Source organism: Escherichia sp. 20412-1, assembly GCF_003027595.1.
Lineage (GTDB): Bacteria > Pseudomonadota > Gammaproteobacteria > Enterobacterales > Enterobacteriaceae > Escherichia > Escherichia marmotae.
The window spans coordinates 58971-82343 of sequence record NZ_PYQM01000019.1; the positions used below are offsets into that span (position 1 = coordinate 58971).

23 protein-coding genes, 3 tRNA genes and 1 pseudogene are annotated in these 23373 nt (G+C 51.3%); 15 read left to right on the forward strand and 12 right to left on the reverse strand.

The window, feature by feature from the left end; translation table 11 throughout:
* Positions 1-115 precede the first annotated feature (115 nt).
* Together C7B16_RS14275 and epmB are read right to left on the reverse strand one after the other, a co-directional pair.
* A complete protein-coding gene (locus C7B16_RS14275; protein ID WP_061090612.1) occupies positions 116-985 on the reverse strand; it encodes a YjeJ family protein in 870 nt (289 codons plus the stop codon).
* A 404-nt stretch (positions 986-1389) separates the two neighbouring features.
* Complete coding sequence (gene epmB / locus C7B16_RS14280) at positions 1390-2418, reverse strand: EF-P beta-lysylation protein EpmB (RefSeq protein WP_107179841.1); 1029 nt, start codon at positions 2416-2418, stop codon at positions 1390-1392.
* A gap of 41 nt (positions 2419-2459) precedes the next feature.
* Here epmB and efp point away from each other — a divergent pair, with 41 nt between their 5' ends.
* From efp to sugE, 4 genes are all read left to right on the forward strand, one after another.
* Positions 2460-3026 carry an elongation factor P gene (gene efp, locus C7B16_RS14285; RefSeq protein WP_000257278.1) on the forward strand — a complete coding sequence of 189 codons (567 nt, stop codon included), beginning with the start codon at positions 2460-2462 and terminating at the stop codon, positions 3024-3026.
* Between the two features lie 50 nt (positions 3027-3076).
* Positions 3077-3202: a lipoprotein antitoxin entericidin A gene (gene ecnA / locus C7B16_RS14290; RefSeq protein ID WP_000977753.1), complete on the forward strand. Its 126-nt coding sequence runs from the start codon at positions 3077-3079 to the stop codon at positions 3200-3202.
* A gap of 111 nt (positions 3203-3313) precedes the next feature.
* Entirely contained in the window at positions 3314-3460 is a 147-nt protein-coding gene (gene ecnB / locus C7B16_RS14295) for a lipoprotein toxin entericidin B (protein WP_000239596.1), read from the forward strand.
* Between the two features lie 176 nt (positions 3461-3636).
* Positions 3637-3954 carry a quaternary ammonium compound efflux SMR transporter SugE gene (sugE, locus tag C7B16_RS14300; protein ID WP_107179842.1) on the forward strand — a complete coding sequence of 106 codons (318 nt, stop codon included), beginning with the start codon at positions 3637-3639 and terminating at the stop codon, positions 3952-3954.
* On the opposite strand, the gene blc is transcribed toward sugE, so the two are convergent.
* The 6 genes and pseudogenes from blc to frdA all read right to left on the reverse strand — a co-directional run bounded on the left by blc (position 3951) and on the right by frdA (position 9081).
* Positions 3951-4484, reverse strand: coding sequence for a lipocalin Blc (gene blc, locus C7B16_RS14305; protein ID WP_001238372.1), 534 nt, complete (start codon positions 4482-4484; stop codon positions 3951-3953). The two genes, sugE and blc, sit on opposite strands and share 4 nt — an antisense overlap.
* Before the next feature lie 88 nt (positions 4485-4572).
* Positions 4573-5707, reverse strand: a pseudogene (locus C7B16_RS14310) (BlaEC family class C beta-lactamase).
* Positions 5708-5769: 62 nt separating this feature from the next.
* A complete protein-coding gene (gene frdD, locus C7B16_RS14315) occupies positions 5770-6129 on the reverse strand; it encodes a fumarate reductase subunit FrdD (RefSeq protein WP_000609664.1) in 360 nt (119 codons plus the stop codon).
* Between the two features lie 10 nt (positions 6130-6139).
* Positions 6140-6535 carry a fumarate reductase subunit FrdC gene (gene frdC / locus C7B16_RS14320; RefSeq protein WP_000208757.1) on the reverse strand — a complete coding sequence of 132 codons (396 nt, stop codon included), beginning with the start codon at positions 6533-6535 and terminating at the stop codon, positions 6140-6142.
* Positions 6536-6545: 10 nt separating this feature from the next.
* Positions 6546-7280 carry a fumarate reductase iron-sulfur protein gene (gene frdB / locus C7B16_RS14325; RefSeq protein WP_000829498.1) on the reverse strand — a complete coding sequence of 245 codons (735 nt, stop codon included), beginning with the start codon at positions 7278-7280 and terminating at the stop codon, positions 6546-6548.
* On the reverse strand, positions 7273-9081 hold the full coding sequence (gene frdA / locus C7B16_RS14330) for a fumarate reductase (quinol) flavoprotein subunit (RefSeq protein WP_107179843.1): 1809 nt from the start codon (positions 9079-9081) through the stop codon (positions 7273-7275). The genes frdB and frdA overlap by 8 nt, the downstream gene beginning before the upstream one ends.
* A gap of 324 nt (positions 9082-9405) precedes the next feature.
* Here frdA and epmA point away from each other — a divergent pair, with 324 nt between their 5' ends.
* The 4 genes from epmA to C7B16_RS14350 all read left to right on the forward strand — a co-directional run bounded on the left by epmA (position 9406) and on the right by C7B16_RS14350 (position 12792).
* Positions 9406-10383 (forward strand): elongation factor P--(R)-beta-lysine ligase, encoded by a 978-nt coding sequence (gene epmA / locus C7B16_RS14335; RefSeq protein WP_000004769.1) that lies wholly within the window; start codon positions 9406-9408, stop codon positions 10381-10383.
* 217 nt (positions 10384-10600) lie between these two features.
* Positions 10601-12103 carry a glutamate/gamma-aminobutyrate family transporter YjeM gene (gene yjeM, locus C7B16_RS14340; RefSeq protein WP_016262797.1) on the forward strand — a complete coding sequence of 501 codons (1503 nt, stop codon included), beginning with the start codon at positions 10601-10603 and terminating at the stop codon, positions 12101-12103.
* 60 nt (positions 12104-12163) lie between these two features.
* Positions 12164-12481, forward strand: coding sequence for a protein YjeN (gene yjeN, locus C7B16_RS14345; RefSeq protein WP_000349123.1), 318 nt, complete (start codon positions 12164-12166; stop codon positions 12479-12481).
* Positions 12478-12792 carry a YjeO family protein gene (locus C7B16_RS14350; protein ID WP_001272717.1) on the forward strand — a complete coding sequence of 105 codons (315 nt, stop codon included), beginning with the start codon at positions 12478-12480 and terminating at the stop codon, positions 12790-12792. The genes yjeN and C7B16_RS14350 overlap by 4 nt, the downstream gene beginning before the upstream one ends.
* A 37-nt stretch (positions 12793-12829) precedes the next feature.
* Here C7B16_RS14350 and mscM read toward each other — a convergent pair whose 3' ends face one another.
* The 3 genes from mscM to rsgA all read right to left on the reverse strand — a co-directional run bounded on the left by mscM (position 12830) and on the right by rsgA (position 18291).
* Positions 12830-16153, reverse strand: a complete 3324-nt coding sequence (mscM, locus tag C7B16_RS14355; protein ID WP_001236833.1) for a miniconductance mechanosensitive channel MscM — start codon at positions 16151-16153, stop codon at positions 12830-12832.
* Positions 16154-16174: 21 nt separating this feature from the next.
* Entirely contained in the window at positions 16175-17143 is a 969-nt protein-coding gene (gene asd, locus C7B16_RS14360) for an archaetidylserine decarboxylase (RefSeq protein WP_107179844.1), read from the reverse strand.
* A gap of 95 nt (positions 17144-17238) precedes the next feature.
* Positions 17239-18291: a small ribosomal subunit biogenesis GTPase RsgA gene (rsgA, locus tag C7B16_RS14365; RefSeq protein ID WP_107179845.1), complete on the reverse strand. Its 1053-nt coding sequence runs from the start codon at positions 18289-18291 to the stop codon at positions 17239-17241.
* 94 nt (positions 18292-18385) lie between these two features.
* Here rsgA and orn point away from each other — a divergent pair, with 94 nt between their 5' ends.
* From orn to C7B16_RS14385, 4 genes are all read left to right on the forward strand, one after another.
* Positions 18386-18931, forward strand: a complete 546-nt coding sequence (gene orn / locus C7B16_RS14370; RefSeq protein ID WP_001517620.1) for an oligoribonuclease — start codon at positions 18386-18388, stop codon at positions 18929-18931.
* A gap of 210 nt (positions 18932-19141) precedes the next feature.
* A tRNA-Gly gene (locus C7B16_RS14375) sits at positions 19142-19217 on the forward strand.
* 157 nt (positions 19218-19374) lie between these two features.
* Positions 19375-19450 (forward strand) — tRNA-Gly (locus C7B16_RS14380).
* Between the two features lie 35 nt (positions 19451-19485).
* Positions 19486-19561: transfer RNA gene (locus C7B16_RS14385), tRNA-Gly, on the forward strand.
* A gap of 269 nt (positions 19562-19830) precedes the next feature.
* Here C7B16_RS14385 and queG read toward each other — a convergent pair.
* Entirely contained in the window at positions 19831-20970 is a 1140-nt protein-coding gene (gene queG / locus C7B16_RS14390) for a tRNA epoxyqueuosine(34) reductase QueG (RefSeq protein ID WP_001294210.1), read from the reverse strand.
* On the opposite strand from queG, the gene nnr reads away from it, so the two are divergent.
* The 3 genes from nnr to C7B16_RS14405 form a co-directional block, all read left to right on the forward strand.
* Positions 20969-22516 carry a bifunctional ADP-dependent NAD(P)H-hydrate dehydratase/NAD(P)H-hydrate epimerase gene (gene nnr / locus C7B16_RS14395; RefSeq protein WP_107179846.1) on the forward strand — a complete coding sequence of 516 codons (1548 nt, stop codon included), beginning with the start codon at positions 20969-20971 and terminating at the stop codon, positions 22514-22516. The two genes, queG and nnr, sit on opposite strands and share 2 nt — an antisense overlap.
* Positions 22488-22949 carry a tRNA (adenosine(37)-N6)-threonylcarbamoyltransferase complex ATPase subunit type 1 TsaE gene (tsaE, locus tag C7B16_RS14400; RefSeq protein WP_000981973.1) on the forward strand — a complete coding sequence of 154 codons (462 nt, stop codon included), beginning with the start codon at positions 22488-22490 and terminating at the stop codon, positions 22947-22949. The genes nnr and tsaE overlap by 29 nt, the downstream gene beginning before the upstream one ends.
* Before the next feature lie 18 nt (positions 22950-22967).
* A partial coding sequence (locus C7B16_RS14405; RefSeq protein WP_324782219.1) for an AMIN domain-containing protein occupies positions 22968-23373 on the forward strand: 406 nt, incomplete at its 3' end.

Genomic DNA, 23373 nt, shown 5'->3' on the forward strand with positions numbered 1-23373 from the left:
GCTTGAGAATTTATAGGCCGGATAAGGCGTTTACGCCGCATCCGGCATGATCAACGATCACGTTATCAGTCATTTCAGGCTGGATGGCTCCAGCCTCGCATTAGCAAAGATGGGATTATTTCGCTTGTGGCGCGGCTTTGCTGATGGACTGAACGCGTAGGTGATGCAGTACGCGTAAGCATTGATCCTGGGTCAGCGGTTGGGCGTTATTTGCCGCTACGGTGCGAACGTAGACCTGACACGGCACTCCAGCGAGCTTTTTCAGTCGAGGGCTGAAATCAAGCATCCGGCGGGTGATGGCCTCCACTTCTTTACCTGCTGTCGCTTCACGTGTTTTCACCACTGCACCGCTAAATTGTTCTTTGCCACTTTCATCTTTAAAGCGATAAAGCACCGCCAGATAATGGCTAAACAAGTTTTGTTTCCATTCTGGCTGTGAATAGGTGTCATATTCCAGATTACCATTATCCTGGCAGTCGACGTCATATAATGGCAGGAAATCTAACAGCGATGTAATACGTAATGCCAGTTCACGCATTTCCGCATTATTAATTGCGTGAATGATTGCTCGCGCCAGCATTTCAATTTGCAGTTCATTGACAACTAATTCAGATTTGCTGCCGTCATGCAGAGTTAATAGGAATGTGAGATTTTCACCCTGATTATCGGTAAGTGCCAGTGTATTTACACGGCGATTAATATCAGCATTTTTAAGTTCTTCAATCTGAATTTGAGGAATATTTTCTGCCATCTTTTTCATGGCCTTATCGCGCGCTTGCTCATACTGAAGACGGTGATCAGCCTCCAGTTTATGCTTTTGATGCAGACGGCTTTCCAGCGCTATCAGCAGGTCGCGCAGTTCCATCACAGACATGAAGAACAACGATTCTTTATTGCGAGGCTCTTTTATTTTCAGTGCCAGTGCAATGAAGTTATTACTCTTGCGAATAACACCAGTGTTAACACCCTTGATGCTTATGGCCATGTAGGTTCTCCCTAACCATTTCTCAATAAAATAAATAATATTAATTTATAAGCCAGATAAATGGGCTTGGTAGTAATAGTTGTTAAAATAACATAAATAGCGGCGCTCGCTCTATATAAACAGAAAAGAAAGGTTAATTATTGATATCAGCTATATAAATAATAAAAATAGCAAAGCATATGAATAATTAATGGTTATGCAACGGAAAAGATTAAACTTCCCTATTTAATGGCAGGTCGCTGTACGCGTGTTCGTTGCTCTTGCCGGATGCGACGTAAACACCTTATCAGGCCTACAGTTCATTGAAAATTCAATCAGTTGCAATGCATCATGTAGGCCTGATAAGCGCAGCACATCAGGCAATTTCACATTTATCATCAGCTTCAACTTCCCTGTTGAATCAGTTATTGCTGACGTAGCTGCAAATCCAGCGGTGTTTTGCTGGGTTCTCCGCCTATCTCACGCGCCAGTTTTGGCACCAGATATCCCGACACCAGCGTCAGCAACTCACGCATAATCTGCCGTGCTTCATCATCGCTCACCATGAAATGCGCCGCGCCCTGCACTTTATCGAGCACATGCAGGTAATAGGGCATCACGCCCGCGTCAAACAACGCATTACTCAGGTTTGCCAGCGTTTGCGCGTTGTCGTTCACGCCACGTAACAGAACACTCTGGTTAAGCAGGGTGACGCCCACGCATTTTAACTTAGCCATCGCCTGACGGAATGTTTCATCCACTTCATTGGCATGGTTGATGTGATTCACCAGCAGGATTTGCAGCGTAGAACGGGCAAAGCGTTCAACCAGCGCCTCAGTGATGCGCGCCGGGATCACAATCGGCAGACGGCTGTGAATACGCAGACGTTTGATGTGCGGGATGGCTTCCAGTTGCGTGAGCAACCAGTCCAGTTCGCGATCTTTCGCCATCAGCGGATCGCCGCCGGAGAAAATGATCTCGTCCAGTTCTGGATGTGCGGCAACATACTCAAGTGCAGTCTGCCAGTTACGCTTGTTGCCCTGATTTTCGGCATACGGGAAGTGGCGACGGAAGCAATAGCGACAATTTACCGCACAGCCACCTTTCACCAACAGTAATGCCCGGTTGTGGTATTTATGCAACAAACCAGGCACCACGCTGTGCTGTTCTTCCAGCGGGTCGGTGGAAAAACCGGGGGCAGTGATATACTCATCTTGCGAGGTAAGTACCTGACGCAAAAGTGGATCGTCAGGATTACCTTTTTCCATGCGATCGATAAATGAGCGGGGCACGCGCAGGGCAAACAACTTTTTGGCGCTGCGTCCGGCCAACAGTTTTTCGTCCGCGTCTATATTCAAAAGACGCAGAAGTTCATCAGGATCGGTCACAACATCGGCAAGTTGCGCTAACCAATCTTCTCTGGATGGGGTGTTTAGGGTTACAATATGCGCCATTTTGTGGCTTAGCTACCAATTAACAAATTTCAGAGGGCCTTATGGCAACGTACTATAGCAACGATTTTCGTGCTGGTCTTAAAATCATGTTGGACGGCGAACCTTACGCGGTTGAAGCAAGTGAATTTGTGAAGCCGGGTAAAGGCCAGGCATTTGCTCGCGTTAAACTGCGTCGTCTGCTGACCGGTACTCGTGTAGAAAAAACCTTTAAATCTACGGATTCCGCTGAAGGCGCTGATGTTGTCGATATGAACCTGACTTACCTGTACAACGATGGTGAGTTCTGGCACTTCATGAACAACGAAACCTTCGAACAACTGTCTGCTGATGCAAAAGCAATTGGCGACAACGCGAAATGGCTGCTGGATCAGGCAGAGTGCATCGTGACTCTGTGGAACGGCCAGCCGATTTCCGTTACTCCGCCGAACTTCGTTGAACTGGAAATCGTTGATACCGATCCAGGTCTGAAAGGTGATACCGCAGGTACTGGCGGCAAACCAGCTACCCTGTCCACTGGCGCTGTGGTTAAAGTTCCGCTGTTCGTACAGATTGGCGAAGTTATCAAAGTGGATACCCGCTCTGGTGAATACGTATCTCGCGTGAAGTAATACGGTTGTGGTGCGGCCTGCTGGCTGCACCATCACTTTTCAGGTCAGAGATGATGAAACGCCTTATCCTTCTTGTTTTGCTTGCCAGTACGCTGCTCACGGGCTGTAACACCGCTCGCGGTTTCGGTGAAGATATCAAACATCTCGGCAATTCCATTTCCCGCGCTGCCAGCTAATTTCCTCTTCACTTCCGAAAAATCATCAGATTCCCGTCATTTTTGGTGATGTTGTCTATTATTAATTTGCTATAGGCAAACACAAATAACATTACCTAAAAGGAAGATATTATGGTGAAGAAGACAATTGCAGCGATCTTTTCTGTTCTGGTGCTTTCAACAGTATTAACTGCCTGCAACACCACGCGTGGCGTTGGTGAAGACATCTCTGATGGTGGTAACGCGATTTCTGGCGCAGCGACGAAAGCGCAGCAATAAGCAATAACGGTACGACAGGTTTGTCGTGCCGTTTGTTTTTCCCGGCGGTAATCACTGCTGTAACCGTTGAAATTTCCTCTTAAATCGGCAGAATACTTCTTTCACTATCAGCTTTGCGGGACGACCCGCAAACGCATCGTTTCACCGGGGACGGCCCCATTTCTCCGGAGTATTATATGTCCTGGATTATCCTGTTTATTGCTGGTTTGCTGGAAGTTGTCTGGGCGGTAGGCCTGAAATACACCCACGGTTTTAGTCGTCTGACGCCAAGCGTAATTACCGTGACGGCGATGATTGTCAGTATGGCGTTGCTCGCCTGGGCAATGAAATCGCTACCGGTAGGTACAGCTTATGCTGTCTGGACGGGGATTGGCGCAGTCGGGGCGGCGATCACCGGTATTGTGCTGCTCGGTGAGTCTGCTAGTCCGATGCGCCTGGTGAGTCTGGCGTTAATCGTACTGGGGATAGTTGGTCTGAAACTCAGCACCCATTAACTGCCGGGTTGCTGTACCCAGATAAACTTACTGACATCAAATCCTTCCCGGGTTGCGACCGCCAGCATCTCCTGTTTAACTTCGCTAGAAATAGTTGGCGTGCGGGAGAGTATCCACAGGTAGTCGCGATCCGGACCGCAAACCAGCGCGTGGCGATACTCCCGGTCGAGCGCAATGACGTTATAGCCGCCATAGAAAGGGCCAAAGAATGACACTTTCAGCGCTGCGCGATGCGGATCTCCGGTAAAGTACGCTTTCCCTTCGCTCTGTTGCCACATCTCCCTGTCCGGATTATAGCCTTTGTTGATGACATTCAATCCACCATCATCCCGCAGGCTATATGTCGCGGTGACTTTCTCCAGTCCGCGTTCAAAGCGGTGATCAAAACGGGCAATCTCATACCAGGTGCCAAGATAGCGCTTAGCGTCGAAATTATTTACTACGGTCACGCCACGCGGCGGCGTAGGTGAACTACAGGCAACGACAAGAAATGCTGCTGTCGCTGCGGCAACAAGAGGGAGCAGGCGCATAGATGTTTCCTTACTGGTTTTTTTCTAAGTGTAGATGACAGCAAGGAAAAGCGGAGAAAAGGCCCGTAAATTCGGGCCATCTTCGTTGTTATTGCAAAGCGTTGAGGATCTGCCAGGCGGCGGCGACTCTCACCGGGTTTGGATAGTTTTTGTTAGCCAGCATCCACAATACCCAACTCTTTTTCTGGGATAAATGCGACATAGCTACCAAATCCGCCGGTCGCCCCTGTTTTATGTACCCATGATGCGCGCACAGCAGGAGCAGGGGGCGTAATCGCTTTTACTGGTCGTGCTGCCAGTGCAATTTTATTGTCGCTGCCATTAATGATGCTGTCAGGATTTACCGGCCAGTCCAGCATTTCCCAGCCCAGGCCTTGATACATATCGCCAATTTTCCAGTAGCGAGATTGCGCCAGTTGGATACCTTGCTGAAGTGTTTTGTCGTTGATATTACGAGGATCTATATTGCTTTGTAGCCAGCGGGCCATGTCTTCAATCGTCGATTTCACACCGTAAGCTTCAGCATCTAACGCCCCTGGCGAAACATGCACCGCCTTACCTTCGCGATATCCCCAGGCGTAATTCTTTTCTTCTGCAGGCGGCACATTAATCCACGTATGGGTGAGTTTGAGTGGCTGGAAGACACGGGTATCCATTGCCTGTTCAAAGCTCAAACCAGACGGCTTCACAGCTAGCGAGCCGAATAAACCGATACTGGAGTTGGCATACAGACGTTGTGTTCCTGGCGTCCAGTCAGGCTGCCAGTTTTGATAGAAGCACAGCAAGTCGCTTGAGGATTTAACGTCATCCGGCACTTGCAATGGCAGGCCGCCAGCGGTGTAGGTTGCGAGATGTAATAGCGTGATCCCGTTCCACTGTTTAGCGGTAAGTTCAGGCCAGTATTTTGTGACGGGATCGCTTAGATTTATTTCCCCTCGAGCAATAGTGTCGCCACCAAGTACGCCCGTAAATGTTTTGCTGACCGAGCCTAACTCAAACAACGTTTGCTGCGTGACGGGCTGCTTTTTATCTACGTCCGCATAGCCCCAGGTAAAGTAATAAGGTTTGCCCTGATAAATCACTGCAACGGCCATGCCCGGGATTTTTTGTTGTTCTATAAGCGGAGTCATTGTGCGATGCACAATATCGTTGAGCTGTTGGGGGGCGGCAAGTGCGGAGCAAGAGGCGGTAATCAGTAAGGCGCAGAGCGTCATTTTGAGCATAAGGTCTGGTTCCCATACAAAACGGCCCGCCATAGGCGGGCCGGATTTACATTGGCGATGCGTTAGATTGTAACGACACCAATCAGCGTGACAACTGTCAGGATAGCAGCCAGACCGTAGAAAACCCATTTGCCCGCAGGCACGTGGATTTTCAGATCGTGCATCGCGTGGTGCATACGGTGTAAACCACACCACAGCGGCAGAACGATCATCAGGAACAGGAATACGCGACCAATGAAGCTCTGCGCGAACGCCAGAACGCGTTCGTAGCTCAGAGCATCACCCGGAAACAGTCCCAGCGGCAGCATAATGCCGACCAGCAGGATCATTACCGGTGCAATGATTGCGCTCCACATACCACCGGCCCCGAAAAGGCCCCAGAATACCGGTTCGTCAGAACGCTTTGGATTTGGATTAATCATCTCAGGCTCCTTACCAGTACAGGGCTACAAACAGGATTACGATGGTGGCAACCACGGTTACCGCCCAGAGACTTTTGATAATTGGCTCTGGTCCCATTTTTTCGTCTTTTACAATGATATTGGCCGCTTTCGGTGCCAGTTCAAACCAGGTTTTGGTGTGCAGCAGAGCTGCCGCCAGAGTGATCAGGTTAATGATCACGATAACCGGGTTTTGTAAAAAGTCGACGAATCCCGCCCAGGCTTCCGGGCCATTTTTCAGGGCAAACAGCCCGAAAATCAGTTCAATGCTGAACCACACAGCCGGAACCGCCGTGCCTTCGCGCAGCATGTAAAAGCGATAAAACGGCAATTTTTTCCACCAGGTGGACGTCATTGGCCGTACATACGGTTTACGTTTAGTCGTCATGTTGCACTCCTTAGCGTGGTTTCAGGGTCGCGATAAGAAAGTCTTTCGAACTTTCTACTTTGCCCTGCTGAATGGCCGCAGCCGGATCGACGTGTTTCGGGCAGACTTCGGAGCAGTAGCCCACGAAAGTACAGCTCCATACGCCGTTCTGGCTGTTCAACTGCGCCATACGCTCCTTCTTACCGTGGTCGCGGCTATCTTCGTTATAACGATGCGCCAGCGTAATGGCAGCCGGACCGATGAACTCTGGGTTCAGGCCAAACTGCGGGCACGCGGCGTAGCACAGACCACAGTTGATGCAACCGGAGAACTGATGATACTTCGCCATCTGCGCCGGGGTCTGGATGTTAGTACCCTGATCCGCGGTGCGGGAGTTGCCAATGATGTATGGTTTGATCGCTTCCAGACTTTCGATGAAGTGGGTCATATCGACGACCAGATCGCGTTCGATCGGGAAGTTAGCTAGCGCTTCAACCTTCATACCGTCGGTGTAGTCACGCAGGAAGGTTTTACATGCCAGTTTCGGCACGTTGTTGACCATCATGCCGCAGGAACCACAAATCGCCATACGGCAGGACCAGCGGTAGCTCAGATCCGGTGCCAGGTTGTCTTTGATATAGCCCAGCGCATCCAGTAATGAGGTGGTTGCGTCATAAGGCACTTCATAAAATGCGCTATGCGGTGCGGTATCGACTTCCGGGTTATAGCGCACCACCTCGATTTTCAGGTTCTTCATCTCAGCCATTCGCCTTCTCCTTCTTATTGGCTGCTTCCGCCTTATCGGCTGCATCCGCTTCGCCACCGTAAACGCGTTTAGCTGGCGGCAGCGTAGTAATCTTCACGTCGCTGTACTCCAGGCGAGTAGTGCCATCAGCATCGCGGAAGGCGAGGGTGTGTTTGAGGAAGTTGACGTCGTCACGCTCGGTGCAACCTTCGTCCAGACGCTGGTGCGCGCCGCGAGACTCTTTACGCGCCATTGCGGAGTGCGCCATACATTCGGCAACGTTCAGACCGTGGCCCAGCTCGATGGTGTAGAGCAGGTCGGTATTGAACACGCTGGAGGTGTCGGTGATGCGCACGCGCTTGAAGCGTTCTTGCAGCTCCGCCAGTTTGTCGATGGTTTTCTGCATCAGTTCCGGCGTACGGTAGATACCGCAGCCTTCTTCCATGGCCATGCCCATTTCGTCGCGGATCTTCGCCCAGTTTTCGCCGCCGTCCTGGTTAACCAGATCTTTCAGACGCTGTTCAACGGCAGTAGCCTGTGCATTGATTGCCGCATCGTTGCCATTACCAGCGGTAGATGCGCGCTCCATAGCTTGCTCACCGGCCAGACGACCGAAGACCACCAGTTCTGCCAGTGAGTTGGATCCCAGACGGTTTGCACCGTGCAGACCTACAGAGGAACATTCACCGACGGCGAACAGACCCTTAATACGGGTTTCGCAGTTCTGATCGGTTTCGATACCGCCCATGGTGTAGTGCGCGGTCGGACGTACCGGAATCGGTTCTTTAACCGGATCGACGCCAACGTATGCTTTTGCCAGTTCGCAGATAAACGGCAGACGTTCGTGCAGTTTTTTCTCACCCAGGTGACGCAGGTCGAGGTATACCACATCGCCGCGTGGTGTGGAGATGGTGTTGTCTTTACGCCATTCGTGCCAGAAGGCCTGAGAAACTTTGTCGCGCGGACCCAGTTCCATATATTTGTTTTTCGGCTCGCCCAGCGGAGTTTCCGGGCCCATGCCGTAATCTTGCAGATAACGGTAGCCATTTTTGTTGACCAGAATACCGCCTTCACCGCGGCAACCTTCGGTCATCAGGATACCGGAACCCGGCAGACCGGTCGGGTGATATTGAACGAATTCCATGTCACGCAGCGGAACGCCGTGGCTCAGTGCCATGCCCATACCGTCGCCAGTAACAATGCCGCCGTTGGTGTTGTAGCGATATACGCGACCCGCGCCGCCGGTAGCCATAACCACCGCATTAGCACGGATTTGCACCAGCGTACCTTCCATCATGTTCATTGCCACCAGGCCGCGAACGTGACCATCATCGACCAGAATATCCAGCACGAAGTGTTCATCAAAACGCTGGATCTGCGGGAATTGCAGAGAGGTCTGGAACAGCGTGTGCAGCATATGGAAGCCTGTCTTATCGGCGGCGAACCAGGTACGCTCGATTTTCATACCGCCGAAGCGACGTACGTTGACGCTACCATCCGGGCGACGGCTCCATGGGCATCCCCACAGTTCCAGTTGAGTCATTTCAGTTGGGCAGTGGTGGACGAAATAATCCACGACATCCTGCTCACACAACCAGTCGCCACCCGCTACTGTATCGTGAAAGTGATATTCGAAGCTGTCATGATCCTGCGCGACAGCGGCGGAGCCCCCTTCTGCGGCAACGGTATGGCTGCGCATCGGGTATACTTTTGAGATTAGTGCGATTTTTGCATTTGGATTTGCCTGCGCGGCAGCAATTGCAGCACGTAATCCCGCGCCACCGGCACCTACAATGGCAAGATCGGCTTGAAAGGTTTGCACGACATTCCTCCAGATTGTTTTTATCCCGCAGCACCGTACTTCAGGGTAAGTGTCTGAAAGCTACGGTCTGCGAACGCTATTCCACTGCTCCTTTATAGGTACAACAGTATAGTCTGATGGATAAGTCTGAAATTTGACGAGATCGATTTTTTTAGCGTGCCGGGAGGCTAAATTATCACTGAAGATGATTAATTTAATTACTAAACCATCATATTGCGGTTTTTTTAGTCACTGCCCACCGTTGATTGATTTCTGCGTAAAATTTGTCTCGCCGTCGCGTTGCGAGTAGACTTCGTGCCCTTGTCAAAAACTGGAGATTTTACTATGAGCGAAACGGCATCCTGGCAGCCGAGCGCATCCATTCCTAACTTATTAAAACGCGCGGCGATTATGGCGGAGATCCGTCGTTTCTTTGCCGATCGTGGAGTGCTGGAGGTGGAGACGCCTTGTATGAGCCAGGCGACGGTAACCGATATTCATTTGGTCCCGTTTGAGACACGTTTCGTAGGCCCCGGGCACTCGCAGGGGATGAATCTCTGGTTAATGACCAGCCCGGAATACCACATGAAACGCCTGTTGGTTGCCGGTTGTGGTCCGGTATTCCAGTTGTGCCGCAGCTTCCGTAATGAAGAGATGGGACGTTATCACAACCCTGAGTTCACTATGCTGGAGTGGTATCGACCGCATTATGATATGTATCGGTTGATGAATGAGGTGGACGACCTCTTGCAACAGGTGCTGGACTGCCCGGCGGCAGAAAGCCTTTCTTATCAACAAGCTTTCTTGCGTTATCTGGAAATAGACCCGCTTTCTGCTGACAAAACGCAACTGCGAGAAGTCGCGGCGAAACTGGACTTGAGTAACGTTGCAGACACCGAAGAAGACCGCGACACGTTGCTGCAACTGCTGTTTACCTTTGGCGTGGAACCGAACATTGGTAAAGAAAAACCAACGTTTGTGTACCATTTCCCGGCCAGCCAGGCATCACTGGCACAAATTAGTACGGAAGATCATCGGGTCGCGGAACGCTTCGAGGTCTACTACAAAGGTATTGAGCTGGCGAATGGTTTCCATGAATTGACGGACGCTCGTGAACAGCAACAACGCTTTGAGCAGGATAACCGTAAACGTGCGGCGCGTGGTTTACCACAACATCCTATCGACCAGAACCTGATTGACGCCCTGGAAGTTGGTATGCCTGACTGTTCCGGCGTGGCGTTAGGTGTTGACCGCCTGGTGATGCTGGCATTGGGCGCTGAGACACTGGCGGAAGTCATTGCCTTTAGTGTCGACCGGGCATAATTCTGAAAAGCTAGCTCAATCGCAACACAGAATGGCGTAGCTGACGCCATTCTGTAGCAGATGTTTTCATTTTCCCGCTAAAGCGCACAATTTAAGACTGGATGTTTGCTATCATCCAGGTATCAATTCTGTATTAGTTTTATTGTTGCCTGCCAATCGGTGGGTAGTGCAGTTAATTGGCGCGTTTAATATATGCGCTGAAATGAAGGATGATTCCATGCCTCACACGATAAAAAAGATGAGTCTAATTGGGCTCATATTGATGATCTTTACTTCAGTATTCGGTTTTGCGAATAGCCCATCGGCTTATTATTTAATGGGTTATAGTGCGATTCCATTTTATATATTTTCTGCATTATTATTCTTTATTCCATTCGCCTTAATGATGGCTGAAATGGGGGCGGCCTATCGCAAAGAAGAGGGCGGTATCTATTCCTGGATGAATAATAGCGTTGGGCCACGTTTTGCTTTCATCGGCACCTTTATGTGGTTTTCCTCTTATATCATCTGGATGGTGAGTACTTCCGCTAAAGTTTGGGTGCCGTTCTCAACATTCCTCTATGGTAGCGACATGACTCAGCACTGGAGTATTGCCGGGCTGGAGCCTACGCAGGTTGTTGGTCTGTTGGCTGTCGCATGGATGGTTCTGGTTACCGTCGTCGCCTCAAAAGGGATTAATAAAATAGCCCGTATTACTGCGGTAGGTGGTATAGCAGTAATGTGTCTTAATTTAGTATTACTGTTAGTGAGCGTTGCTATTTTGTTATTAAATGGTGGTCATTTCGCACAGGATATTAATTTTGTGGTATCTCCAAATCCGGGATATCAGTCCGGTCTGGCGATGTTATCTTTTGTCGTATTTGCTATTTTCGCTTACGGTGGAATTGAAGCTGTTGGCGGTCTGGTTGATAAAACGGAAAATCCTGAAAAGAATTTTGCTAAAGGTATTGTTTTTGCCGCTATTGTTATTTCGATTGGTTATTCCCTGGCAATATTCTTATGGGGCGTCAGCACTAACTGGCAGCAGGTATTAAGTAATGGTTCGGTTAACCTTGGCAATATTACTTATGTACTGATGAAGAGCCTTGGGATGACGCTGGGTAATGCACTGCATTTGTCGCCCGAAGCATCATTGTCGCTGGGGGTATGGTTTGCGCGTATTACCGGACTTTCGATGTTCCTTGCTTACACGGGGGCGTTCTTTACGCTTTGCTACTCGCCGTTGAAAGCAATCATCCAGGGGACGCCGAAAGCATTGTGGCCGGAACCAATGACGCGTCTGAACGCGATGGGAATGCCGTCTATTGCGATGTGGATGCAGTGCGGGTTGGTTACTGTCTTCATCCTGCTGGTTTCGTTTGGCGGCGGCACCGCATCGGCGTTCTTTAACAAGCTGACGCTGATGGCGAATGTCTCCATGACTATTCCGTATCTGTTCCTTGCCCTGGCATTCCCGTTCTTTAAAGCGCGTCAGGATCTCGACAGACCGTTTGTTATTTTCAAAACGCACATGTCAGCAATGATTGCCACAGTGGTTGTCGTATTGGTGGTGACGTTTGCTAACGTCTTTACCATCATCCAGCCAGTAGTCGAAGCCGGAGACTGGGATAGCACATTGTGGATGATTGGCGGCCCTGTCTTCTTCTCGCTGTTAGCAATGGCGATTTACCAGAACTATTGCGGCCGCATGGCGAATAAGCCTGAGTTAACCTTAGATTGATTGTATGCAATAACAACTCATCGCCAGCCCGGCGATGAGTTGTCTGAAAAGGAAGATGTCATGGATGGCACGGGTCGGGGCCCGCTGATAACCGAAGATCAAGTCAGAGCACTGCAATTTTCTGCTGGGGATGTAGCGGAAATAGAGCAGACTATTCTCTCTTTTTTCGATGCCTGCCACACCCGTAAAATAGCGATGGTGGTCGGCAATACCATTAATACCCTCAAAGATCGAGACCGGAATCGGTGGCGAAACCTGTCGGATATTTATTGCGCTTACCTTATCAGGTTCCTGGTTTTTCGTGGCGAATTGGTCGGATACGGTGATTTGTTCAGAATGCGTTTTAGCGAAATGAAACTGTCGGTTGAAACGTCATGAGTGCACATCAGTTTATTTTATGCTGCATTTGGTTCTTCGTATCTGTTCTCTGGATTCTGATACTGTCCACGCTGGACAAAGAATGGATGATTGATGGACGCGGGATTAACAACATCTGCGATGTGTTGGAGCATCTGGAAAATGACGATACTCGCGATGTCGGTGTGATAATGACGTTGCCGCTGTTTTTCCCTTTTCTGTGGTTCACGCAGTGGCGAAAAAAACGCGGCTGGTTTATGTACGCCACCGCACTGGCGATCTTCGGCTACTGGCTATGGCAGTTTTTCCTGCGCTATCAGTTTTGTTGGTGATTGAAACTGCCAGAGTCGCCTCCGGCAGTTTCTCACGTTACAAGCTTCCTGCCTGACGCCCTTTACCCGCAGACGTTAATGTTCTGCCCGTTTGTTTACCGTTCAGACTTTCCAGACGCATCTGGAACGGCGGGAATGGCATATCGATACCGTGGGCGTGGAAGCCCGCCAGAATTAACTGGTGGATCTCGTGGCGCAGCGGCATACGGTGACCCATTTCCGCGGCGTAAATACGCAACTCGAAAATCTGAATCCCCTGTTGTAGATCGACCAGGAAGACTTCCGGTGCCGGGTTGTCGATGACCAACGAGCAGCGACGCGCTGCGGTTAGCAAGATTTCCGTCACTTCTTCACTGTTGGCATCGGCAGGAGCCGGAATCGTCAACACCACGCGCGTGACCGAGTCAGAAAGCGACCAGTTGATAAACTGCTCAGTAATGAACGCTTTGTTCGGCACAATAATCTCTTTGCGATCCCAGTCGCTGATAGTGGTGGCGCGGGTGTTAATTTTCGTCACACTGCCAGTAAGATCGCGAATTGTCACCGTATCGCCAATGCGAATCGGTTTTTCGAACAGGATAATCAGACCAGAGATAAAGTTGGCGAAAATCTCCTGCAAACCAAAACCGAGACCAACACCGAGTGCAGCGACCAGCCACTGCAATTTCGACCACTCAATACCAATCATCGAGAAGCCGACCAGCCCGCCAATCAGCATCAGCAGATATTTGGTGATGGTGGTGATGGCGTAACCTGTACCTGGCGTTAAATCAAGGTGCTGCAAAATCGCCAGTTCCAGCAGCGCGGGCAGGTTGCGCACTAGTTGCGTGGTGATGATAAACACCAGAATGGCAATCAGCACTGCACCGAGAGTAATCGGTTCCAGACTTTCCACGCCCTGCACTGTGGAGGTGACATCCCACAGCGAAATATTTTCGAGGAAGCCAAAAGCGGAATGAATTTCTGACCACAGCACGATGACTGAAAGAAGGGCGATCAGCATCAGGATTGAACGCACCAGCCGCAAGGATTGTGCACTGATAGCATCGAGATCGACTTCGCTTTCATCCACTTCAATCGCCCCTTCCGGGCTACTGTGATGATGCGCTTCTTCTTCGCCACGCGCGCGTTGTGCCAGCATTTCAGCACGGCGATGCTTCGCCCGGTCAAACGCCAACCTGCGGCGTTGGATCAGCATCCAGCGGCGGATAACGTGATAAATCACCAGTAACAGGAACCAGATGGCGACCGATGTTTCCAGCCTTGCCAGCAGAGCCTGCGCTGTTGCCAGATAACCCACGGCTGCGGCGAGAATAGCGACCAGTGGCGCGCCAATCATCATGTTCCACAGCATATGGTTGGCAATGTTGTCACCACTGCCTTCTTTGTTAAGATACAGTGGGATCCCGGCTTTTTTCAGGCTGAGCGTGACCACTGCCAGTGCACCGCAAATGAGGATAAAGCAAAGACGTCCCAGTGAGCCGGAAAACTCGCGGTCGTCGAGATTATCAAACATCATCAGCGCCATAATCAGTGGCACGATAAGCCCAATGCTCATCAGGTAGTAGCGCATACCACGGGAAACACGTTCGCGCGGCCAGCCGAAATGGGCGATAAACAAGCCGTTCGGGCGAGCAAAGGTGGCGCAAATCATCACCACCCACAGCAGTGGCACGGTGGCCGTTACACCATCGCCAATCGCTACCGCCAGCGGATAAGGCCACGCCTCGCGCAAGCCGTAACCCAGCGTCATCCACAGCACTGGTAGCGGCGAAGCGACGAGGATCGACCAGAAAAGCGTCCGTAACGTCAGCCAGAAATGATCCTGAGTGACTTTGCCGACTTTAGCCGCCGAACGTTCAAGAAAACGGGTGAAATAGCGGCGCGAGTAAATGCTGCAACCGACCAGAATCAACGCGCCAAACAGCGGTAAAATAGTCTCTTTGCTGGTCAGCATCATCATGGTGGCTTTACCTAACTGACTGAAGGTGTCCAGCGAGATCAGACGACGCAGATCCTGGGCGATTTCCAACGGCCAGGCGATGGTCATCGGGCGCACATCAGAGGTCCAGAACAGATAGCGGTGTGTCGCTTCGTTGACCTCTTTCAGCGCATCTTCCAGTTGCCCGTTGGAAACTTTCAGCTTGGTTAGCTCAAGCAGTAGCGTGTCGCCGCCCTGGAGTAATGAGTTAAGCAACTCGCGCTGAGTACGCAATTGAGCTTCGAGTATCCGGTTTTGCTCGGCAGTCAGCGGCTGGCCGTCGGCCTGAAGGATCTGTCGCAGTTGTGGCTGTTTATTGAGGAGATCTTCATAATGCAACCGTTGCACGCGCAACTGAGCCATCTCGGTATCAAGCTGTTGCGGTTTCGGCATTTCCGGCAGGCGTGCCACCTGCGCCCGCAGTGCTTCACCGAGCAAGTTTGATGAACCCAGCCATTGCGACTGTTCACGCAGCGTATTCAGCGCCTGCCGGACTTGCAACGTCTGGCTGGCAGCCTGACGCTGCTGTGAGGCGACGAGATCCATCCGCTGCGCTTGCTGATTCAACGCCGCCGATAGTTCACGGTTAATTTTGAATTGAGCAACGATATCTTCCGGCAAATCGGCACTGCTTTCTGCCAGTAATTCAGTGCTTTCCAGCGCCCGCTCTGCCTCAAGCTGGCGTTGGCTGTTCAACTGGTTGCGCAGGGCCTGCAAATACGCATCCAGTTGCTGACTCTCTTTTTCTGCCAGTGCCGAGCGCAGACGAGCCAGTTCCTGACGGTTATTGGCAGAAAGTTGCGCCAGCTCGAGTTCATCGACCAATGATTTCAAACGTGCGGAGTCGGCCTGCAACGCGAAATTTTGTGCCTGATTAAGCGGACTATTTCCCGTGAGTGTCCCCAGTCGGCGCTCAATTTCATTCAACTGGCGGCGGGCGTCAGTTTGCTGTTGTGGTAATTGATTAAGCGAATCCGCAATCTCGCGGGCGCGTTCCTGCTCTTGCTGGGCCTGACGGCTTTTATCCAGCAACTGACTGCTGACCTGGAGTATTTCCTGATTCAGCGCGTCGGTAGACATCCCCGGCGACACGCTGCGCGGCTCATCACGCATATTGTTTAACTGTGCGCGCAGAGTAGCGGAGAGTTTCGGGTAGTTATCAATGACTTCTTGATATTGCTTGATGCGCTCAAGGGAACCTTTACGTTCCTCAAGCGCATTTAAGGCAGACTGGAGCGCCTCTACGACTTCCGGCTGCGCGGGTTTCGCCGCTTTTGCCTGCTCCAGTTCCTGGGTGATTTGTTTACTATCGGGGGCCGTCGCGGCGTACGCCCCCCAACTGAGGCACCAGGCCATCAGAAAAGTGATAATCAGGCGCACGTCAGCGTTTCCTTTGATGGATTAGATCTGGTCTTTTTTGTCGTCAACCAATGGGCTGGCGTCGTGTTCTGCCTCGATCTCTTCAGCAGGAAGCGGGGCCGGTTCAGTTTCTGGCGTAACAAAGGTTTCGGTAGATACAGCCAGCGGCTGACCAATCTTAGTGACAGAAAGGCTTGCCTGTTGCTCAACCAGATTCACTTTACCCGGCGCAAACAGGTTGATAACAGTAGATCCGAGTTTAAAGCGCCCCATTTCCTGGCCTTTCAGTAGCGCCACAGAATCGTCGTTTTCCCCGGCAGGCCAGGTCCAGCGTTTGATGATGCCTTCGCGCGGTGGCGTAATGGTGCCTGCCCAGACAGTTTCAATGCTACCAACAATCGTCGCACCGACCAGAATCTGTGCCATCGGGCCGAATTCGGTATCGAAGAGACAGATTACGCGTTCGTTACGGGCAAACAGATTTGGCACGTTCTGGGCTGTGAGATGATTCACCGAGAAGAGATCGCCCGGCACGTAGATCATCTCACGCAGGATACCGTTGCACGGCATATGTACGCGGTGGTAGTCACGCGGGGAGAGGTAAGTGGTCACAAACGTACCGTTGCGGAAGAGATCCGCCATCAGGTAGTTACCCGCCAGCAGGGCTTCAAGACTGTAGTTGTGGCCTTTGGCTTGCAGGATTTTATCTTCTTCGATTTTACCTAACTGGCTGATAACACCATCGGCAGGCATGACCAGAACATTCGGGTCGGTATCGACCGGGCGCACATCGTCACGCAGCGGACGGACAAAAAATTCGTTAAAGGTACGGTAGCTGGCGGTGTCCGGTTTCTGCGCCTCTTTCATGTCGACCTTGTAGTATTTAACGAACAGATCGATAACCAGTTTTGTCAGCCATCCTGCCCGCTTGCTTGCACCCCAACCCGCCAGGCGAGTAAGCCATAGTTTCGGCAGAATATACTGTAGCGAAAGTTTGAATGAATTTAACAAGGTAGCCTCCAGGCCATTGTTTTGTCGTTCCTGATCCGGCGTACATGCCGGATCCTGAAAAAAGGGGACGATTCTAACGACGGTTAGCTTAATTGTCAGTCATCCGTATCAGAAAAGTTTTTACGCGTTTTTACCTGCGCCATGCTTTCCAGAATACGGTGATAGTTTTCGAAACGAGTTTCCGCGATTTTCCCATCTTCAACCGCTTCACGGATAGCGCAGCCCGGATCGGTATCGTGTTTGCAATCGCGATACTTACACAGGCCTAAGTAATCATGAAATTCGACAAAGCCTTGAGTGATTTGTTCCGGTGCCAGGTGCCAGAGACCAAATTCACGCACGCCAGGGGAATCAATCACATCACCGCCGTGCGGGAAGTGATACAGCCGTGCGGCGGTGGTGGTGTGCTGACCCAGACCAGAGTTGTCCGAAACATCGTTGGTCAGGATCTCTTTTTGCAGCCCCAGCAACGCGTTCAGCAGACTGGATTTACCGACGCCAGACTGCCCGGCAAAGATGCTGATCCGCCCGGTCAACGCCTCTTCCAGCGGTTTCAGGCCATCCTGAGTATGGCTGGAAACCATTAATACGCGATAACCAATGTTGCGGTAAATATCCATCTGCTCGTTGACAAATGCCATACCGTCATCGTCCAGCAGGTCGATCTTGTTGAGCACAATAATCGGCTCAATCTGCAAGGTTTCGCAGGCCACCAGGTAACGGTCGATAATATTGAGCGACAGCTCCGGCAAAATGGCGGAGACAATGACGATCTGGTCGATGTTGGCGGCAATGGGCTTCACGCCGTCGTAAAAATCCGGGCGCGTCAACACCGAGGTGCGCTCATGCACCGCTTCAACGATCCCTTTGACATTAATACCTTCCGCCGCCGGTTTGCCCGGACGCCAGACAACGCGATCGCCAGTCACCAGCGAACGGATAGTGCGGCGAATATTGCAGCGGTGAACTCCGCCATCGGCGGATTCCACATCAGCATGCATGCCAAAACGGCTGATGACGATACCTTCATCAGGCTCGCCAAACAGATTGTCGTCGTAGTCGGGCTTCTCCTTAGACGTTTTAAGACGACGCTGGTGATTGGCGTTCACACGGCGCTGCTGGCCTTTGGAGAGTTTATTTTTACTCAATCGTACTGACTCCTGGTCGCCCCTGATGGGCAAAACATCTATGATACACGCAATTGCGAATCAATATAGTCACTGTGAATGGGTGGAAAATAGCATGAGTGCCAATGAAAACAACCTGATTTGGATCGATCTTGAGATGACCGGTCTGGATCCCGAGCGCGATCGCATTATTGAGATTGCCACGCTGGTGACCGATGCCAACCTGAATATTCTGGCAGAAGGGCCGACCATTGCAGTACACCAGTCTGATGAACAGTTAGCGTTGATGGATGACTGGAACGTGCGCACTCATACCGCCAGTGGGCTGGTGGAGCGTGTGAAGGCGAGCACGATGGGCGATCGGGAAGCGGAACTGGCGACGCTCGAGTTCTTAAAACAGTGGGTGCCAGCAGGAAAATCACCGATCTGCGGTAACAGTATTGGTCAGGATCGTCGCTTCCTGTTCAAATACATGCCGGAACTGGAGTCGTACTTCCACTACCGCTATCTCGATGTCAGCACGCTGAAAGAGCTGGCGCGCCGTTGGAAGCCGGAAATTCTTGATGGTTTTACCAAACAGGGGACGCATCAGGCGATGGATGATATCCGTGAATCGGTGGCGGAACTGGCTTACTACCGCGAGCACTTCATCAAGATGTAAAATTTTTCCTGGTCACGTAACCGCCGAAATCCACTTGCGGCGGCGTGATTTTGACGCTAAATTGAACGTCTTGCCGATAATTTCAGCACTTGAGATAAAAACTCAAAAAAATTTTTTTAGGGGGGTTGCAGAGGGAAAGATTTCTCGTATAATGCGCCTCCCGTAACGACGCAGAAATGCGAAATTACGAAAGCAAAAATTAAGTAGTACGCGGGAATAGCTCAGTTGGTAGAGCACGACCTTGCCAAGGTCGGGGTCGCGAGTTCGAGTCTCGTTTCCCGCTCCAAAATTTGAAAAGTGCTGAAAGGCACAGACCACCCAATCGCAGTATTTCGAATTGCGACAAGGCGGCAACTGAACGAATCCTTCGGAGCTTACAAAAGTAAGTGACTAAGGTGAGTGAAGGCAGCCAAGGCAGTAGCGATTTGAAAGACGAAGATTAAGCGGGAATAGCTCAGTTGGTAGAGCACGACCTTGCCAAGGTCGGGGTCGCGAGTTCGAGTCTCGTTTCCCGCTCCAAAATTTGAAAGTGCTATAAAGCACAGACCACCCAAGCGGGAATAGCTCAGTTGGTAGAGCACGACCTTGCCAAGGTCGGGGTCGCGAGTTCGAGTCTCGTTTCCCGCTCCAAATTCTCCTCTCAATAAAATATCCACAGCGATGCGATGCGTTATTGCTGGTTTTTGTTATCTCTGACAAACTCTTGTAAACAGAGTTATCCACAGTGTCGGGCTGTAATCTTAATTTCAGGAAAACTTCGCACGGTGAATAGTAATTTTTTAACGTGTTGATATTTAAGTTGAAAAATAAGGTTTTGATTTGTCGTATTGATCACTTGACGATTTTTTCTGGCTTGAATTGCAATGTGTTTTTAATTTTATTCACAAGCTGTGGATGAATCAGGCGTCACGTGGTAGGCCTTTTTCTATCACGCGAACCAGACGCTGTTTTTTCGGTAGTTGCACCTCGACCACGCAGGCATTTCGTCGCTCGATTTGCTGCGCAATCGCCCACTCTATGTGTTCATCGAGAAGTGGGTGTTCACCTTTCCGACTGTTCAGTGCCGCCAGAATCGCTTCATCCCAGGGCGCATTTCCTAGTGCTACGGCGATATTTCGCAGCCAGCGTAAGTGACCAATCCGCCTAATCGCTGATCCTTCCGTGACTTTTAAAAACTTCTCTTCGCTCCAGGCAAAAAGCTCAATGAGCTCCGGCGCATGTAACGGTTTACGCGGGCTGAAATCATCTTCAGTTGTCAGTTGTGAATAGCGATTCCACGGGCAGATAAGCTGACAATCATCGCAACCGTAAATACGGTTTCCCATTAATGGCCGTAGTTCTTCCGGGATTGCTCCTTCCAGTTCAATGGTGAGATAAGAGATACAGCGGCGAGCATCGACGGTATATGGTTCCACGATGGCTCCGGTCGGGCAAATCGTCATGCAGGCAACGCATTTACCACATCCTTCCTCAACCGGTTGATCCACAGGTAGCGGAATATCAACCAGCAGTTCGCCTAAAAAGAAGAACGAACCAGCTTCGCGATTAAGAATAAGTGAGTGCTTACCTGTCCAGCCAAGACCTGCTTTTTCAGCTAACGGACGCTCAAGAATAGGCGCAGAGTCGACAAACGGTCTAAAATTCAGCGAAACACAATGTTGCTGAATCATCTCGCCCAGCTTTTTGAGTCGGTTGCGCAGAAGTTTGTGATAGTCACGGCCCAGCGCATAACGGCTAACATAGCCGAGTTTGGGATTTTTCAGCGTGCTGGCAAATGCGGCGTTGGCAGGAAGATAATTCATCCGCACGCTGATCACGCGCAGTGTACCGGGCAATAACTCGTGGGGGCGGGCGCGCAGCATACCGTGACGCGCCATCCAGTCCATTTCGCCATGGTATTGTTTGTCCAGCCATGCTTGCAGTTTTGGCTCGGACTCGCTGAGATCGGTATCGGTAATACCTACTTGCTGAAAGCCCAGTTCCAGCCCCCACTGTTTAATTTTTTGCGCTAACTGATTGAGATCGAGGGGCTCTGACATGACGGACCATACAATGAAGAAAAACCCCGTAAGTATACCACACACCGTCTGGCACGCCGACGATATCCGCCGTGGCGAACGCGAGGCGGCGGATGTGCTGGGGCTAACGCTCTATGAACTGATGCTTCGTGCGGGGGAAGCCGTGTTTCAGGTGTGTCGTACCGCTTATCCTGACGCCCGTCATTGGCTGGTGCTGTGCGGTCATGGCAATAACGGTGGCGATGGGTATGTGGTCGCGCGGCGGGCAAAAGCCATCGGCATTGAGGTCACGCTGCTGGCCCAGGAGAGCGACAAACCGTTGCCAGAAGAGGCCGCACAAGCGCGCGATGCATGGTTAAACGCGGGAGGCGAGATTCATGCTTCGAATATTGTCTGGCCTGAGTCGGTGGATCTGATAGTTGATGCGCTGCTCGGCACCGGATTGCAGCAAGCGCCCCGTGAACCCATCAGTAAATTAATCGATCATGCCAATACTCATCCTGCGCCGATTGTGGCAGTTGATATTCCTTCCGGCCTGTTAGCACAAACCGGAGCCACGCCAGGTGCGGTGATCAACGCCTCTCACACCGTGACCTTTATTGCCCTGAAACCAGGCTTGCTAACCGGGAAAGCGCGGGATGTAACCGGGGATCTGCATTTTGACTCGCTGGGGCTGGATAGGTGGCTGGCAACTCAGGAGGCGAAAATTCAGCGCTTTTCCGCATCGCAACTTTCTCACTGGCTGAAACCGCGTCGCCCGACATCACATAAAGGCGATCACGGGCGACTGGTGATTATCGGTGGCGATCACGGCACGGCGGGCGCGATCCGTATGGCGGGCGAAGCGGCGCTGCGTGCTGGTGCTGGTTTGGTCAGAGTGCTGACGCGCAGTGAAAACATTGCGCCGTTGCTGACCGCGCGCCCGGAATTGATGGTATACGAACTGACTGCGGAATCCTTAGCTGATAGCCTGGAATGGGCCGATGTGGTGGTGATTGGCCCTGGTCTGGGTCAGCAAGAGTGGGGGAAAAAAGCCCTACAAAAAGTCGAGAATTTTCGCAAACCGATGTTGTGGGATGCCGATGCATTGAACCTGCTGGCAATCAATCCCGATAAGCGTCACAATCGCGTGATCACGCCGCATCCTGGCGAGGCTGCACGGTTGTTGGGCTGTTCCGTGGCTGAAATTGAAAGTGACCGCTTACATTACGCACAACGTCTGGTACAACGTTATGGTGGTGTAGCGGTGCTGAAAGGTGCCGGAACCGTGGTCGCTGCACATCCTGATGCGTTAGGTATTGTTGACGCCGGAAATGCAGGTATGGCCAGTGGCGGCATGGGCGATGTGCTCTCTGGTATTATTGGCGCATTGTTAGGGCAGAAACTGACGCCGTATGATGCTGCCTGTGCCGGTTGTGTTGCGCACGGTGCGGCGGCCGATGTGCTGGCAGCGCGTTTTGGTACGCGCGGGATGCTGGCAACCGATCTCTTTTCCACGCTACAGCGTATTGTTAACCCGGAAGTGACTGATAAAAACCATGATGAATCGAGTAATTCCGCTCCCTGACGAGCAGGCAACATTAGACCTGGGCGAACGGGTAGCTAAAGCCTGCGATGGCGCTACCGTAATCTATCTGTATGGCGATTTAGGGGCAGGTAAAACCACCTTCAGCCGGGGTTTTTTACAAGCTCTGGGCCATCAGGGTAATGTCAAAAGCCCCACCTATACGCTGGTCGAACCCTATACGCTCGACAAATTAATGGTTTATCACTTTGATTTGTACCGCCTTGCCGATCCCGAGGAGCTGGAGTTTATGGGGATCCGCGATTATTTTGCCCACGATGCCATCTGCCTGGTGGAATGGCCACAACAAGGTACAGGTGTTCTTCCTGACCCGGATGTCGAAATACACATTGATTATCAGGCACAAGGCCGTGAGGCGCGCGTGAGTGCTGTTTCCTCTGCGGGTGAATTGTTGCTGGCGCGTTTAGCCGGTTAACCTTTAAAAGGTGGCGGGATGATGTATCGCATCAAAAATTGGTTGGTGGCGGCATTGGTGCTGTTGTGCGCACAGGCTGGTGCCGCTACGCTCTCTGATATTCAGGTTTCTAATGGCAGTGAGCAGGCGCGGATAACGTTGAGTTTTATTGGCGATCCTGATTATGCCTTTAGCCATCAAAGCAAACGCACTGTGGCGCTGGATATTAAACAAACCGGTGTAATTCAGGGGCTACCGTTGTTGTTCAGTGGCAATAATTTGGTAAAAGCTATTCGCTCTGGCACGCCAAAAGATGCGCAAACGCTGCGGTTGGTGGTCGATCTTACCGAAAACGGTAAAACCGAAGCGGTGAAGCGGCAGAATGGTAGCAATTACACAGTCGTCTTTACGATTAACGCCGATGCACCGCCACCACCCCCTCCAC

Coding starts and splice junctions, on each gene's coding strand:
- C7B16_RS14275 (WP_061090612.1), bottom strand. CDS start 985: ATGGCCATAAGCATCAAGGGTGTTAACACTGGTGTTATTCGCAAGAGT.
- epmB (WP_107179841.1), bottom strand. CDS start 2,418: ATGGCGCATATTGTAACCCTAAACACCCCATCCAGAGAAGATTGGTTA.
- efp (WP_000257278.1), top strand. CDS start 2,460: ATGGCAACGTACTATAGCAACGATTTTCGTGCTGGTCTTAAAATCATG.
- ecnA (WP_000977753.1), top strand. CDS start 3,077: ATGATGAAACGCCTTATCCTTCTTGTTTTGCTTGCCAGTACGCTGCTC.
- ecnB (WP_000239596.1), top strand. CDS start 3,314: ATGGTGAAGAAGACAATTGCAGCGATCTTTTCTGTTCTGGTGCTTTCA.
- sugE (WP_107179842.1), top strand. CDS start 3,637: ATGTCCTGGATTATCCTGTTTATTGCTGGTTTGCTGGAAGTTGTCTGG.
- blc (WP_001238372.1), bottom strand. CDS start 4,484: ATGCGCCTGCTCCCTCTTGTTGCCGCAGCGACAGCAGCATTTCTTGTC.
- frdD (WP_000609664.1), bottom strand. CDS start 6,129: ATGATTAATCCAAATCCAAAGCGTTCTGACGAACCGGTATTCTGGGGC.
- frdC (WP_000208757.1), bottom strand. CDS start 6,535: ATGACGACTAAACGTAAACCGTATGTACGGCCAATGACGTCCACCTGG.
- frdB (WP_000829498.1), bottom strand. CDS start 7,280: ATGGCTGAGATGAAGAACCTGAAAATCGAGGTGGTGCGCTATAACCCG.
- epmA (WP_000004769.1), top strand. CDS start 9,406: ATGAGCGAAACGGCATCCTGGCAGCCGAGCGCATCCATTCCTAACTTA.
- yjeM (WP_016262797.1), top strand. CDS start 10,601: ATGCCTCACACGATAAAAAAGATGAGTCTAATTGGGCTCATATTGATG.
- yjeN (WP_000349123.1), top strand. CDS start 12,164: ATGGATGGCACGGGTCGGGGCCCGCTGATAACCGAAGATCAAGTCAGA.
- C7B16_RS14350 (WP_001272717.1), top strand. CDS start 12,478: ATGAGTGCACATCAGTTTATTTTATGCTGCATTTGGTTCTTCGTATCT.
- orn (WP_001517620.1), top strand. CDS start 18,386: ATGAGTGCCAATGAAAACAACCTGATTTGGATCGATCTTGAGATGACC.
- nnr (WP_107179846.1), top strand. CDS start 20,969: ATGACGGACCATACAATGAAGAAAAACCCCGTAAGTATACCACACACC.
- queG (WP_001294210.1), bottom strand. CDS start 20,970: ATGTCAGAGCCCCTCGATCTCAATCAGTTAGCGCAAAAAATTAAACAG.
- tsaE (WP_000981973.1), top strand. CDS start 22,488: ATGATGAATCGAGTAATTCCGCTCCCTGACGAGCAGGCAACATTAGAC.